This window comes from Paracoccus sp. (in: a-proteobacteria), from assembly GCF_032007265.1.
Classification (GTDB): domain Bacteria; phylum Pseudomonadota; class Alphaproteobacteria; order Rhodobacterales; family Rhodobacteraceae; genus Paracoccus.
Map to the genome: position 1 here is coordinate 12684 of NZ_DALZMB010000015.1, position 14158 is coordinate 26841.

Annotated in this window: 14 protein-coding genes; 10 read left to right on the plus strand and 4 right to left on the minus strand. The window is 56.9% G+C overall.

The genetic code is table 11. The annotated features are described in order from the left end of the window. Nucleotides 1-224 precede the first annotated feature (224 nt). From RTS12_RS05085 to RTS12_RS05100, 4 genes are all read right to left on the minus strand, one after another. Nucleotides 225-380: a hypothetical protein gene (locus RTS12_RS05085; protein WP_312526123.1), complete on the minus strand. Its 156-nt coding sequence runs from the start codon at nt 378-380 to the stop codon at nt 225-227. A 280-nt stretch (nt 381-660) separates the two neighbouring features. Further along, nucleotides 661-1662: a GGDEF domain-containing protein gene (locus RTS12_RS05090; RefSeq protein ID WP_312526124.1), complete on the minus strand. Its 1002-nt coding sequence runs from the start codon at nt 1660-1662 to the stop codon at nt 661-663. 5 nt (nt 1663-1667) lie between these two features. Next, entirely contained in the window at nt 1668-2234 is a 567-nt protein-coding gene (locus tag RTS12_RS05095; protein ID WP_312526127.1) for a heme NO-binding domain-containing protein, read from the minus strand. A 44-nt stretch (nt 2235-2278) separates the two neighbouring features. Continuing rightward, nucleotides 2279-4489, minus strand: coding sequence for a ComEC/Rec2 family competence protein (locus RTS12_RS05100; RefSeq protein ID WP_312526129.1), 2211 nt, complete (start codon nt 4487-4489; stop codon nt 2279-2281). A 119-nt stretch (nt 4490-4608) separates the two neighbouring features. On the opposite strand from RTS12_RS05100, the gene gltX reads away from it, so the two are divergent. From gltX to RTS12_RS05150, 10 genes are all read left to right on the plus strand, one after another. Continuing rightward, on the plus strand, nt 4609-6015 hold the full coding sequence (gene gltX / locus RTS12_RS05105) for a glutamate--tRNA ligase (RefSeq protein WP_312526131.1): 1407 nt from the start codon (nt 4609-4611) through the stop codon (nt 6013-6015). Between the two features lie 51 nt (nt 6016-6066). Then, entirely contained in the window at nt 6067-7359 is a 1293-nt protein-coding gene (gene gltA, locus RTS12_RS05110; protein WP_312526133.1) for a citrate synthase, read from the plus strand. 129 nt (nt 7360-7488) lie between these two features. Next, nucleotides 7489-8163, plus strand: coding sequence for an SDR family NAD(P)-dependent oxidoreductase (locus RTS12_RS05115; protein WP_312526196.1), 675 nt, complete (start codon nt 7489-7491; stop codon nt 8161-8163). A gap of 98 nt (nt 8164-8261) precedes the next feature. Further along, the gene (gene secG / locus RTS12_RS05120) at nt 8262-8843 is read left to right on the plus strand and encodes a preprotein translocase subunit SecG (RefSeq protein WP_312526135.1); all 582 of its coding nucleotides are present in this window, start codon (nt 8262-8264) and stop codon (nt 8841-8843) included. Nucleotides 8844-8988: 145 nt separating this feature from the next. Further along, nucleotides 8989-10632 (plus strand): CTP synthase, encoded by a 1644-nt coding sequence (locus tag RTS12_RS05125; RefSeq protein WP_312526138.1) that lies wholly within the window; start codon nt 8989-8991, stop codon nt 10630-10632. Between the two features lie 179 nt (nt 10633-10811). Further along, on the plus strand, nt 10812-11297 hold the full coding sequence (locus tag RTS12_RS05130; RefSeq protein ID WP_312526140.1) for a hypothetical protein: 486 nt from the start codon (nt 10812-10814) through the stop codon (nt 11295-11297). A gap of 65 nt (nt 11298-11362) precedes the next feature. After that, nucleotides 11363-12271, plus strand: a complete 909-nt coding sequence (gene ppk2, locus RTS12_RS05135; protein WP_409455668.1) for a polyphosphate kinase 2 — start codon at nt 11363-11365, stop codon at nt 12269-12271. A 104-nt stretch (nt 12272-12375) separates the two neighbouring features. After that, the gene (locus RTS12_RS05140) at nt 12376-12666 is read left to right on the plus strand and encodes a DUF1330 domain-containing protein (RefSeq protein ID WP_312526142.1); all 291 of its coding nucleotides are present in this window, start codon (nt 12376-12378) and stop codon (nt 12664-12666) included. Between the two features lie 127 nt (nt 12667-12793). Continuing rightward, nucleotides 12794-13255 (plus strand): TerB family tellurite resistance protein, encoded by a 462-nt coding sequence (locus RTS12_RS05145; RefSeq protein WP_312526144.1) that lies wholly within the window; start codon nt 12794-12796, stop codon nt 13253-13255. A gap of 60 nt (nt 13256-13315) precedes the next feature. Further along, nucleotides 13316-14143, plus strand: coding sequence for an amino acid ABC transporter ATP-binding protein (locus tag RTS12_RS05150; RefSeq protein WP_312526146.1), 828 nt, complete (start codon nt 13316-13318; stop codon nt 14141-14143). Nucleotides 14144-14158 lie beyond the last annotated feature (15 nt).

The following is a 14158-nucleotide window of genomic DNA, read 5'->3' on the forward strand; positions in this document are numbered from 1 at the left end:
TTTAGCGGTTTGATGGTCGGTGTCATGTGATGCGCTCACCGAACGCCTTCAAGAAACTCTTCCATGGTTCGGTCCGACATCGGGCGTGATAGCCAGTCCAGAGCTTTCAGCTGGCTTAACCCTGCTAACAGGCAGTACAGAGAATCTCCATTTGAGCGACCGCGAATAGACATTCCTACCGCCATCCTCATCCACTCTTGCAATGGTATGCGTGCGGAGCAGCCTCACTCCAGGATCGCGGTGTGGCAACAACGGCTGCCGAAGGCGCGGTCAATAGTCACCATACCGATCTGCTCCAGAAAATAGGGACGAACAAGGCTGTCGCGTTGGTCCCCTGAAGTAAACCCGACAGCGCGGAATTCGCCGGTGGCGCTATCCATTCACAGATGGACCTTGCGATATTGGCATCGATGATGTGTTCAATGCTTACTAGCCGGCTACTCACAATCGTCCAGAAATCTGGTCTACGTGCTATCGATCAACACGTTCAGGGGGCCGAGCCCGTAGCAATGCGGCATCTACACCTCAATATTTTTTTGCCTGCGCCTAAGGATGGAATAGTCGGAAGCAGGCCGGATCAGGTTGGATCGAGAGAGGTCATTAATCCTTTGTATTCGTCGTGTGAATTCTATGAGCCGGGGATTTCTACAGCTACCTTAATCACCTCTGAACCATAAAACTCCATCCCGACAATTTATTGATATCAACCCTTCCCCTTCCGGCATTTTTCGCACTGTACAGAGCCTCATCAGCGTCGCTGAGCATGCTTTCCGCGTCATAATCAGGTCGCGAACTTGATACCGAAACGCCTATACTTGCAGATATTTTAAGCTTGCTCTCCCCATATTCTATATCCTGTTCGATTCTGGATATCATACGCTCTCCAAGCCGCTGCAAGGCGCCTTCATGGCTCTGACCAGGCAAAACGAGCACGAATTCATCCCCACCAACTCGCGCAACGGTGTCGCAAGATCTCGTCTCCTGCCTTAATATTTTGGCTACTTTTTTCAAAACGTGGTCACCGGCAGCATGTCCATATTTATCATTGACCATTTTGAAATAATCGAGATCAATATGCGCCAAGGCAAAAGGCAAATGCTCGGCCTCACGAATTGCCGAGTTCAAAGCAACATCAAGCCCCCTACGGTTGTACAACCCCGTTAGTGGATCTGTGTAAGCTTGAACTTCCGCTGCTTTTTTAGCTTCCTCAAGATGAAGGTTAAATCTTGCCAATTCATTTTGCACAGCAAGGTTAGCTTCATTAAGAAAAAGTAGCTCCATTGCGAGATCAGACGGCGAAAAATCAGCGTCACTCAACTTCAAGACACGAACCGCTTCGGAGAGACCTGATCCAAACCCAAAATTGAATAAAAATATCTCGTCACTCAAAGCGGCGCCGCTTCCACGTAAGACTGTGTCAGGGTTTCGCGTTAATCTGACCATCAACCGCTCACAATTAGTGATATTTTGATATATTTCCCTAAACTCTCCCGCAAACTTTAAAGGTCTTTCAATCAGGAAAATATCACAAAAATTGACCTCATTTGAAATGAGACGGCGCATAGTTGCGCCTGCTTCGAGAACTTCACCATCGTGATTTACTTGAATGCTCATCGGCAGAATTCGAGAAATGCCGCATGAGTTGATGATATTTCCTTTCATAAAACCTACCCTTCACGTCCAAGGGCAAACTGAAAGGGCTTGGATTCTGCGAAATCTTGCTCGATTATCTTCATTTCCACTCCATCCAATCCCGCCTCGATGAGGGCGAGCACGCCATAATCATCTGTCATTCCACGCAGTGCCCCCGCAAGAACCCATTGAAATCCGTCAGGCCAATTTTGACCAAATATCAAAAATTCATTTGTGGCCTTTTTTGTGACAGATATGAGAGGAAAGTGGAGGCCAGGAAGAGCCATACGTGCCCGCCCAGGGAGATCTTCCAGTGACAAAATAAACTCTGAGAAGTTGCTGCCACTAAACCTTAACAGTCGTCTAATCGCCTCCAAGCGAACGATCCAACTTCCCGTATCTTCCAAGATATCCGCTGGGGTATTTCCCAACTTAACTGCTGAAATTCTAAGCATCTTTGCGGTAACCCTGTCGGGATAATCCTTCAGGCTATTAAACCCCCGGGGATCCACATCAGACTTCCTCGCCACTTCTCGCCAAAAATTTTCACCATAAGTTTCACGCAGAAATATTTCGATCGCCCTGTTGATCAGACCCAACATTGATAATATCTCTAAATTTGAATCACCGTTGCATATTTTTCAACCTACCGCTCAGTCCATAATCGATAACCCTCGACCTGACTGAGAGATGATATTAAAACAATCCCAGAATGCATACTCACTGAAAGTCCACCGTTTTTTCTTAAAGTTCGACGATCAAATATATTGCATTCTTTTCTCAGCGCCGTTTCCATTTGAGACAAATCGCTGCTTGATATAACAAGAGAGGCATCAAGGCATATTTTTTCAATATTATGGTCTTCTCGCCCAGAAAGGTGATATATCTTTATTTTCTCTCCCTGCTGGACAACCTCTGCGTGGCGCATCGAAGCCGAGCCGTTCCAGAGTGGGCGTGCAGCGGAATTTCTTGGATCTACTTGATCGCCATCGCTTTCCAGCCAGCTTCGCGCGTAATACGCCCCACCTTGTGAATGCGACATGACCCGTCCCGAGGGCGTCATTATACCCACTGCATTTCCTTCGGCCGATATAAGGATTTTAGGCCGCTCCGAGGTGGCCCAAGCAAGAAAACCAACGGCAAGCAAACCCACCCCCAGCGTGGGTAGAAAATATTTTCCTCTTGGCTGTCGTTTGCCCGTGCTTTGGCAGCTGAGGATAAGGATCGTCATACCCGTCCCAGCCAAAGGCAGGACCGCTGCGGGCGGTGATGAAAGGTGTAGATCCGCACCTCCGAAGCTGGTGATCCACTTGGCGACCCACAGCATAAAGCTGGTGCCAATCCCCATCAGCCAAAGGGGGATTGCAGCCAGCCCGATCGGAGCAAGACTTACGGCAAGCACGCCCATCGGCATGACGATCAGCCCGACGATTGGAACAGCCAGCAAGTTGGCAAGCATACCATATGGTGCGATGCGTCCGAAATGCATTGCGGCAAAAGGACCGGTTGCCAGGCCTGCAACTAGAGATGTGAACAAGAGCATCGCCAGAGGCGCCACGAGTTTGGGCACGTAGACGGCAAATGTGGTCCACCAGCGGTAAGAGACGACCAGTGCGACTGTCGCAGCAAAGCTCATCTGAAAGCCCGGAGAGGTCAGAACCTCTGGCGCAATCGTCAGCAAAATCAGCGCAGCAAGAGCCACAGATCGAAGCGAGATCGCGCGGCGCCCGACCATGACGGCGATCAACATAACCGCAATCATCAAAAACGCTCTTTCGGTTGCCGCGCCACCGCCCGAGAGGCCCAGATAGACCAACGAGGCGAGCAACGCCCCAAATGCGGCCCATCTGTGAAATGGCCGATCAGTGCGTCCCCCAAGCGCGACACAGACCACGCCCAGCACCCTCAAAGCGCTATAAACCATGCCAGCCAGCAAACTCATATGCAGGCCCGAGATCGAGACGATGTGATACAGGTTGGCGATGCGCATCACCTCGTTGGTTTCCTCGGAAATACCCGAGCGATCACCGCTGATCAGCGCTGCGGCAACCGCACCGCTTTGGCCGCCGATCTGGCCCTGGATCAGCGCAGACAGCCGCATGCGCCACCTGGACATCACCAAGGCGCCGGCAGGTCTGGCCGGAGCAACGATCATAACTGGATTGCGCGTATATCCGACCGCCCCCAGACGCTCGAACCAGGCATTGCGGCGAAAATCAAAGCCTCCGGGCTCGGTCGGTGGTGGAGGCGGGCCAAGATGGCCGGTCAGCATGACACGTGCGCCCATCTGGGGGGGCAGGTTTGGTGTCAAAAGAGACACGCGGACACGTTCAGGCGTTCGTTCGGATGTGGTTCGTTGCAAAACCACCTCATCCAATGAAATCCTTAAGCGATCACCGGATGAGCGATCGATCCCAATCACCCTGCCCTCGATCGCGCCGTAATAATGAAAGCCAAGCACCGGCGCCGCAACAAGACGGGCGCGAATTCCGACCGCAATAAATCCGGACGCAAACAGCATCGTCGCCAAAGCTGCCATCGCGACGCGATCTGAATGTTTCCACACAATCTGACCGCGCCCGCCAAGCTTGGTTGCGAAAAGGTACGCCCCTGCCCCCGCGAGCATTGCAGAGAAGGCTAGGGTAAAGCTGATGGTTCCCGGCTCGAAGGAAAACCAGAACCACAGGCCGATCCCCATCGCAAACCAAACCGGCGCCCAAACGATCAGCCCGGCCCGCGTGAGCGCAGCTTGTGCGTTTGTTCGCGGCGATGGCCGCTCTAGCGCTTTTTGCCATAGAGGCTGCCACCGCTTGGACCAGCCTGTGCGGGGTAAATCCTGATCCGTTACGGAAACCACGGCCTCTCCTTGTCCTTACGCGCGCGCTTGCGTATTTCTGGGGCCGAGAATGGCATGTTCGCCTTTATGGAATGTTAACATTCGCCAGCTAACATCGAACTTCGATATCAAGGCCTCCAATGACCGAAGAACTTCCCATCGTTACCCGTTTTGCCCCGTCGCCCACCGGCTATCTTCATATTGGCGGTGCGCGCACAGCGCTGTTCAACTGGCTCTACGCCCGCGGCCGTGGGGGAAAATTCCTGCTTCGGATCGAGGATACCGATCGCGCTCGCTCGACCCCCGAGGCGACCGAAGCCATTCTGAAAGGTCTGACCTGGCTTGGTCTGGATTGGGATGGCGAGCCAGTCAGCCAATTCGCGCGCAAAGATCGCCATGCCGAAGTCGCGCTTGAAATGCTGGCTAATGGCACAGCTTATAAGTGCTTCTCGACCAGCGAGGAAATCGAAGCCTTCCGCGAGGCCGCCCGCGCCGAAGGCCGCAGCACCTTGTTTCAAAGCCCATGGCGCGATGCCGATCCGGCAAGCCATCCCGACGCGCCCTATGTCATCCGCCTCAAAGCGCCGCGCGATGGACAAACGATCGTGCGCGATGCGGTTCAGGGTGATGTAACTTTTGGCAATGACCAGCTGGATGACATGGTCCTGCTGCGCTCGGACGGAACCCCCACCTATATGCATGCGGTTGTGGTGGATGATCATGATATGGGAGTGACCCATATCATTCGCGGTGACGACCACCTGACCAATGCCGCGCGTCAGATCCAGATCTTTGCGGCGATGGGCTGGCACATTCCGACCTTCGCCCATATTCCCTTGATCCACGGCACGGATGGTAAAAAACTATCCAAGCGCCACGGTGCGGTTGGGCTGCATGAATATGCCGCAATGGGCTATCCGGCGGCGGCTATGCGCAACTATCTGGCCCGCCTTGGCTGGAGCCATGGCGATGACGAACTTTTCAATGACGCTCAGGCCCGCGAATGGTTCGATCTAAGTGGGATCGGCAAGGCTCCGGCGCGGCTTGACTTCAAAAAGCTTGAACATGTCAGCAGTTTCCACATCGGCCAGATGGAGAATGCCCAGCTTTTGACCGAGTTGAATAATTTCCGCGGCGAAATTGGTGAACCCGCCCTGACCGAGATCCAAACCGCGCGCCTGTCTGCAGCCCTCGACGTATTGAAAGCAAAGGCAAAAACATTGCCAGCCCTGCTAGAGCAGGCCCATTTTGCGCTGATCGAACGCCCGGTCGTGGCTGATGAAAAAGCAGCCGCCTCGCTTGATTCGGTATCCCGTGGTATACTCGGTGAATTGACTGCCGCATTGCAGAATGTTACGTGGTCCCGAGACGATCTTGAGGGGACAATCAAAGCAATCGGTGAAGCGCATGGTCTGGGATTGGGCAAGATTGCCGCACCGTTGCGCGCGGTGCTGGCCGGCCGCAGCTCCACCCCCAGCGTCTTTGATATGATGCTCGCCCTCGGGAAAGAAGAATCACTGGCCCGGATGCAGGACCAGCTGGGCTGAGGCCCCTACCAAATGCCGGCATCAGCCGGTTTCAGGCGAAAGGAAAACGGAATGGCAGACGCTAAATCCGCAACGGTAAAAGTCCACGGCAAAGAGTATGATTTGCCGTTGCTTTCTCCGACTGTTGGTCCCGATGCGATCGACATCCGAAAGCTCTATAGTGATGCCGATGTCTTCACCTTTGACCCCGGCTTCACCTCGACCGCATCCTGCGAATCGACCATCACCTTTATTGACGGTGACAAAGGCGAGCTGTGGTATCGCGGCTATCCGATCGACCAGCTTGCTGCGAAATCGAACCACCTCGAGACCTCGTATCTGCTGCTTTACGGCGAGCTGCCCAATGCCGAGCAAATGGCCGATTTCGAGGATCGCATCACCCGCCACACGATGGTGCATGAGCAGATGCACAACTTCTTCCGTGGTTTCCGTCGCGATGCACATCCGATGGCGACCATGGTGGGTGTGGTTGGCGCCATGTCGGCCTTTTACCACGATTCGACCGATGTGAACGATCCCTGGCAGCGTGAAGTCGCGTCGATCCGCCTGATCGCGAAACTGCCCACGATTGCGGCGATGGCCTATAAATACTCGGTCGGTCAGCCCTTCGTTTATCCCAAGAACGACCTTGATTATGCGTCAAACTTCCTGCGCATGTGCTTTGCCGTTCCCTGCGAGGATTACGAGGTTTCGCCGGTTCTGGCCAAGGCGATGGACCGCATCATGATGCTTCATGCCGATCATGAGCAAAACGCATCCACCTCGACCGTCCGTCTTGCTGGCTCGTCGGGGGCAAACCCCTTTGCCTGCATCGCGGCGGGTATTGCCTGCCTGTGGGGTCCCGCACATGGCGGCGCCAACCAAGCGGCGCTTGAGATGCTGCGTGAAATCGGCACCGTTGACCGCATCCCGGAATATATCGCCAAAGCCAAAGACAAAAGCGATCCTTTCAAGCTGATGGGCTTTGGTCACCGCGTCTATAAGAACTTCGACCCGCGCGCCAAGGTCATGAAGGAATCGGCAGACGAGGTTCTGGGCCTGCTGGGCATTCACAACAACGAGACGCTGAAAGTCGCCAAGGAACTCGAGCGGATCGCGCTTGAGGATGAGTATTTCATCGAGAAAAAACTTTATCCCAACGTCGATTTCTACTCGGGCATCATCTTGGAAGCGATGGGCTTCCCGACCTCGATGTTCACGCCGATCTTTGCCATTTCGCGCACCGTGGGCTGGGTTGCCCAGTGGAAAGAAATGCTCGCCGATCCGCAAAGCAAGATCGGCCGCCCGCGTCAGCTGTATATCGGGGCCGAGCGTCGCGATTACACTGCGCTGAACGCGCGCTGATTTCTCGCAAGATTTTTCCAGGGGCCTCGGACGAAATTCCGGGGCCTTTCCATGTCCAAATCCCCGATCGCCCTGCCCCGTGCTTTTCCGGGGCTTGCGCGAAAGGTCAAGCGATGCGAAACGGTTGCCATGTCTGAGAACGCCCCAAAAGACCCGAATAAGATCGCGCTGATCACCGGCGCTTCCCGTGGCCTCGGCTCGGCGCTGGCCGAAGGGCTGGCGGCGCGTGGCTGGCATATTCTTGCCATTGCCCGCACCACCGGCGCGCTGGAGGAGCTTGACGACCGCATCCGTGCGCTTGGCGGCTCGGCCACGCTTGCGCCAATGGATGTCACCAACCCCGAGGCGATGATCCAGATGGTGAAATCCGTCATGGGTCGCTGGGGTGGCGTCGATCTTTGGGCCCATACCGCCATTCACGGTGCGCCTCTTTCGCCCGCAGGCCATATCGACCCGCGCGATTTCGCCAAATCGGTCGATCTGAACCTGACCGCAACCAGTGGCCTGATCACCTTGATCGAGCCGTTGCTGCGCGGTCGCAACGGGCGTGGTCTTTTCTTTGACGATCCGCGTGCCGGACATAAATTCTTTGGCAGCTACGGCGCGACGAAAGCCGCGCAAATTGCTTTGGCGCGCAGCTGGCAGGCCGAAAATGCCCAGCTTGGCCCCCAAATCGAGATCGCTGCCCCCGCCCCCATGCCGACAGCCCTGCGCGCGCGCTTTTTCCCAGGAGAGGACCGCGACAAGCTTTCCCCCTGCCGGACCGAGGCCGAGCGCATCCTGAGCGCGCTTTATTCCGACTGATCACATCGATCATCCCTTACGGCAAGTCGCAAGACACGCGCTTGCCAACTCCGGTTCTGGCGACTAGATAGACCCGTCGCTGAAAGAAAGGCCCCGTCGTGGAAAACGTCGTCCTCACTGTTCATCTGCTCCTGGCCGTGGCGCTGATCGTTCTGGTTCTCCTGCAACGGTCCGAGGGCGGTGGCCTTGGCATGGGCGGTGGTGGTGGCGGTGTCATGACCGGCCGTCAGGCTGCCAATGCGCTCAGCAAGCTGACCTGGATCCTGGCCATTGCCTTTCTGGTGACCTCGATGTCGCTGACGATCATGGCAGCCCGCAATTCATCCACCGGCTCGGTCATCGACCAGCTTGACCTTAGCCGTCCGGCCATGCCCGCGCCGGAAAGCTCGATGCCTGCATTGCCCAGCTATGCTCCGCCGCCGGCAGCCGGTCAGCCGATCACGCCGCCCGCTCCGGTCGCAGCGCCCGCAGCAAGCGAGCCTGCAGCCACAGAACCTGCAACCACGGAACCCGTTGTGACGCCCCCGGCAGCAGCGGCACCCGAGGCGGCTGCGCCTGCAGCCCCGGCACAAACACCGGTCGAAACCGCACCGGTCGAAGCCCCGGCGGCAACCGCTCCGGCGACAGAGCCTGCGCCGGAAGCAACACCGGCCCCGGCAACTGCCCCGGCCTCAAACTGACCACCACCAAACGGGGCGCATCTAGCGCCCCTTCCAATTACTGCGGTCCGTTGCGGCTTCGGGAAGAATCAGTTATATGTTTTCTCCCGTGATGCCGGTCAGGATGGACCGCATTTTCGTTTTTTGAACAGATCACGGGGGCCCAATGGCGCGTTATATCTTCATCACAGGCGGCGTGGTTTCCTCACTCGGCAAGGGCCTCGCATCGGCGGCACTTGGCGCCCTGCTTCAGGCGCGTGGCTACCGTGTGCGGCTGCGCAAGCTTGATCCCTATCTGAACGTCGATCCGGGCACGATGTCGCCCTTTGAACATGGCGAGGTTTTCGTGACCGATGACGGCGCGGAAACTGACCTTGATCTTGGCCATTACGAGCGTTTCACCGGCGTTTCGGCGCGTCGCACCGATTCCGTCAGCTCGGGGCGGATTTATTCGAATGTTCTGGATAAAGAGCGCAAGGGCGCTTACCTGGGAAAAACCATTCAGGTTATCCCGCATGTTACCAACGAAATCAAAGACTTCTTGGCCGTAGGTGAAGAAGAAGTCGATTTCATGCTCTGCGAAATTGGTGGCACCGTCGGTGACATTGAAGGCCTTCCTTTCTTCGAGGCCATTCGTCAGTTCAGCCAGGATCGTCCGCGGGGCCAGTGCATTTTCATGCATCTGACGCTGCTGCCCTATCTGGCGGCTTCGGGCGAACTCAAGACCAAACCCACCCAGCATTCGGTCAAGGAACTGCGTTCGATCGGCCTGCAGCCTGATATTCTGGTCTGCCGCTCGGAACATCCGATCCCGGAAAATGAACGCGCCAAGATCGCGCTGTTCTGTAACGTCCGCCCCGATGCTGTGATCCCCGCCTATGACCTCAAATCGATCTATGAGGCACCTTTGGCCTATCACCGTGCTGGTCTTGACCGTGCGGTTCTGGACGCTTTCGACATCAGCCCTGCCCCGCGCCCCGATCTGACGCGTTGGGAAGATGTGATGGACCGGCTGAATAATGCCGAGGGTGAGGTGCGCGTCGCGGTCGTCGGCAAATATACCCAGCTTGAAGATGCCTATAAATCCTATGCCGAGGCACTGACCCACGGTGGCATGGCCAACCGCGTCCGCGTCAAGACAAGCTGGATCGACAGTGAGCTGCTCGAACGCGGCGATCCGGCGGCCTATCTTGAAGATTTCAACGCCATCCTCGTGCCCGGCGGCTTTGGCGAGCGCGGCACCGAAGGCATGATCGCTGCTGCGAAATATGCCCGCGAAAAGAAGGTGCCCTATCTGGGCATCTGCCTTGGCATGCAAATGGCCGTCATCGAGGCTGCGCGCAATACGGCCGGGATCAACGACGCCGGCTCGGAGGAATTCGACCACGAATCCGGCGAGTCCCGCTTTACCCCGATCGTCTATCACCTCAAGGAATGGGTGCAGGGCAATCACAAGATCGAGCGTAAAGTGACCGACGACAAGGGCGGCACCATGCGTCTGGGCGCCTATACGGCGATTCTGTCTCCGGGCTCGAAAATCGCGGGCATCTATGGCACCACCCAGATCGAGGAACGCCACCGCCACCGCTATGAGGTCGATGCCACCTATCGCACGCAGCTTGAAGCGGCAGGCATGACTTTCTCGGGGATGTCGCCGGACGGTCGCTTGCCCGAAATCGTCGAGATCAAGGACCACCCTTGGTTCATCGGCGTCCAGTTCCACCCGGAATTGAAATCAAAGCCCTTCGATCCCGCGCCGCTTTTTGCTGATTTCGTCCGGGCCGCAAAGGCCTGTGATCGTCTGGTCTGATCCAGACCCGTTGGGCCGCGGGTGACCTGCCCAACACAGCTTGGAATATGCGTGAAAGGCGGCCCTCGTGGCCGCCTTTTGCCGATTATGGCCCTATGATCCTTGCGATCGGGCAAGCGGCATTGAGCCCGCAGTGTCTTTCTGCGACCATGTCCCTGCCCCAATCGCAAGGACCGCCAATGCGCATGACCCGCCCTCGCTTTGGCCTGACCCTGGCCGTTATTGGCCTGTGCCTTCATCCGCTTGCAGGATTGGCCGACGCGCCGATCTTCGTGCTGGACCAAAGTCAGCTGCCATTCGATCTGGGTCCGGGGGCGCCTGCGAACTCGCCTGCTGCGCAGAAAAACGCGCCCTCAGCGGCGTCGAATTCCACCGCGAATGCCGCCAATTCCGCGTCAAACTATGCCAATTCACCGCGCAATCCAGCCAATGAAAAGCGGGTCATCTTTACCGGCGACGGCGAGGTTGTGGGCTATTACGCCGAAAACGGCAGCGGAACGCTGAATATCTTTTCGGTCAACGGACAACGGGTCTTTTACCGCCCGCGCGGCACCAAAAGCTTGTTTTCGAACACCGGCGACTGGTGCGGCACGGTTGCGGCGGCCCAAGGGACGGGATTTGCCTTTGGGATCACGCGCAAATGTGCGTCACGGCTGTTTCGTTAACCTCTTTGCCACATTAACGTCATATACTCGGCTATAATCGCGCGTGGAGACGTGGGAACAGGTAAATGAGTATGAATATCGAAAATCCGTGGCTGCGTGCCGAACTTGACAACACCTTGGATGAAGACATCGAGATCGAGCTCGAGGATGCGGTCCTGTCCGAGGAAATTGCCCGGATCTATCGTGAAACTCATCCTGACCAGCTGGATCGCCGGGTCTATTTCCACGAATTGCTGCGCCTTCAGGCCGAGCTGATCAAGCTGCAAGATTGGGTCAGCTATCACAAGGAAAAGGTCGTGGTGATCTTTGAGGGGCGCGACAGCGCGGGCAAAGGCGGCGCGATCAAACGCATTACGCAACGTCTTAATCCGCGCGTCTGCCGCGTCGTTGCCCTGCCCGCGCCCTCGGATCGCGAGAAAACCCAGTGGTATTTCCAGCGCTACGTGCCTCACCTGCCAGCGGGCGGCGAGATCGTCTTGTTTGACCGCAGCTGGTACAATCGCGCCGGCGTCGAGCGCGTGATGGGTTTCGCCGATGAAGAGCAAGTCCAGCAATTTTTCGAGGATGTCCCCGAATTCGAGCGGATGCTGGTACGCTCGGGGATCCGTCTGGTGAAATACTGGTTCTCGGTCACGGATGAAGAGCAACAGATGCGCTTTTTAATGCGCATCCATGACCCGCTGAAACAATGGAAACTCTCACCGATGGACTTGCAATCTCGCGTCCGCTGGGAGGATTACACAAAAGCCAAGGAAGAGATGTTTGAGCGCACGAATATCCCCGAGGCCCCCTGGTATATCGTCCCCGGCAACGACAAGAAACGCGCCCGGCTGAACTGCATCTCGCATCTGCTGACCCAAATACCCTATGCGCCGGTGCCTCATGAAGAGGTCGAATTGCCCGACCGTGTCTTCAACCCCGATTACGAACGCGATGTCCTGCCGCGCGATCTGTTCGTGCCCCAAAGGTTCTAACTTCGTCTGCGGCATCGTGAACCTCCGCCCCAGCGCTTGCAAAAAGCGGCTGTGGGCGGGACAATCGCGCGCCGGAGATTTTCCGGCCCTTTGCAGGACAAATGATGCCCAAAGCCTATTGGGTCGGCCATGTGACGGTCGACGATCCCTCTGCCTATGAAAACTATCGCCGTGCCAATGCGGCCGCTTTTGATAAATATGGCGCGCGCTTTTTGGTCCGGGGCGGGGCGCAGCAGGTGGTCGAGGGACAGATCAGGCCGCGCTGCGTCGTGATCGAATTTGCGGATCTGGCCACTGCTCAGGCCTGCTACGACAGCCCGGAATATCGCGCCGCGCGCGCTCTGCGCGACAGCTGCAGCCTTTGCGATCTGATCATTGTCGAAGGTTGGGTTTGAGGCTGGATTTGCAGGGCCAAAGACAAAGCCCGGCCAGAGGGCTCAAGCTTTCGCTCTGCTCAATGGTTTGACCTTGTCAGTCTAACAGAATGACTTATTGTTAACCGACAAACACGATTGTAGCGCCATGTTCCGAAATCTTTTAAGTCGTCTCTTCAACGAAGAGGCTCAATCGACATCTCTGACAAGTCAGGATTCCGAAGTCGCGATTGCCGCGCTTTTGGTCCGTCTTGCACGTGCCGATGATCACTATGGCGAGGCGGAAAAGATCAGGATCGATCAGGTTCTGGCGCGCCGCCGTGGTCTGGATATGGACGAGGCCGCCGCACGCCGCCTTGCCGCCGAAATGATCGAGGCCGAGGCCCCGGATACGGTGCGCTTTACCCGCTCGATCAAAGAGCGCATTTTGCTAGAGGACCGCCTTGGCGTGCTGGAAGCGCTGTGGGAAGTGGCCTATGCCGACGGCCGTCGCACCCCCGCCGAAGAGGCATTGGTGCGTCTGGTCACGGGACTTTTGGGGATTGCCGATGTTGATTCGGGCCTCATTCGTCAAAAAGTCATGGTAAATCTGGGCTTATCCGAGGTTTGACCCCGCGACGGATGTGACGTAATCGTTGCAATCGCGCCGCAAATATCGCCTCATGAGCAGATGAACACCTCAGATCTCACCGCCTCTGGCGGCTCCCTTTCCGCCACCGCGACCGCCCCCCAGGGCCCGGTCATCGAGATTCGCGGACTTCACAAATCCTATGGCGATCACGAGGTCCTGAAAGGGGTCGGGCTTGTGGCACCGCGCGGGCATGTGGTTAGCCTGATCGGCTCTTCCGGGTCGGGCAAATCGACGCTTTTGCGCTGCTGCAACCTGCTAGAGGACAGCCAAAAGGGCGACGTGATCTTTGAGGGTGAGGCAGTGAAATGGGCCGGCAATGGTCTGGCCCGCCGCCCCGCTGACCGCGCCCAGGTCGCCCGTCTTCGGACCAATCTGTCGATGGTGTTCCAACAGTTCAATCTGTGGTCGCATATGACGATCTTGCAAAACGTCATGGAGGCCCCGGTCACCGTCCTTGGCCGCGACCCCAAGGAGGTCGAGGAAAAGGCCCGTGCCCTGCTGGCAAAAGTCGGCATCGGCGACAAGGCCGACGCTTGGCCCGCGCAACTATCGGGCGGTCAGCAACAGCGCGCGGCGATCGCGCGCGCCCTGTGCATGGAGCCAAAGGCCCTGCTGCTGGACGAGCCGACCTCGGCGCTTGACCCCGAATTGCAACAAGAGGTCGTCAAGGTCATCAAGGATCTGGCCTCTGAACATCGCACCATGCTTTTGGTCACGCATGACATGCGCCTTGCCGCCGATGTCAGTGACCATGTCGTCTTTCTGCATCAGGGACTTATCGAAGAAGAGGGTTCCCCAGATCAGCTATTTGGCGCGCCCCGCACAGAACGGCTCCGCCAATTCCTCAGTGCAGGCAATGCACATTGATTGTCCAACAGCGAG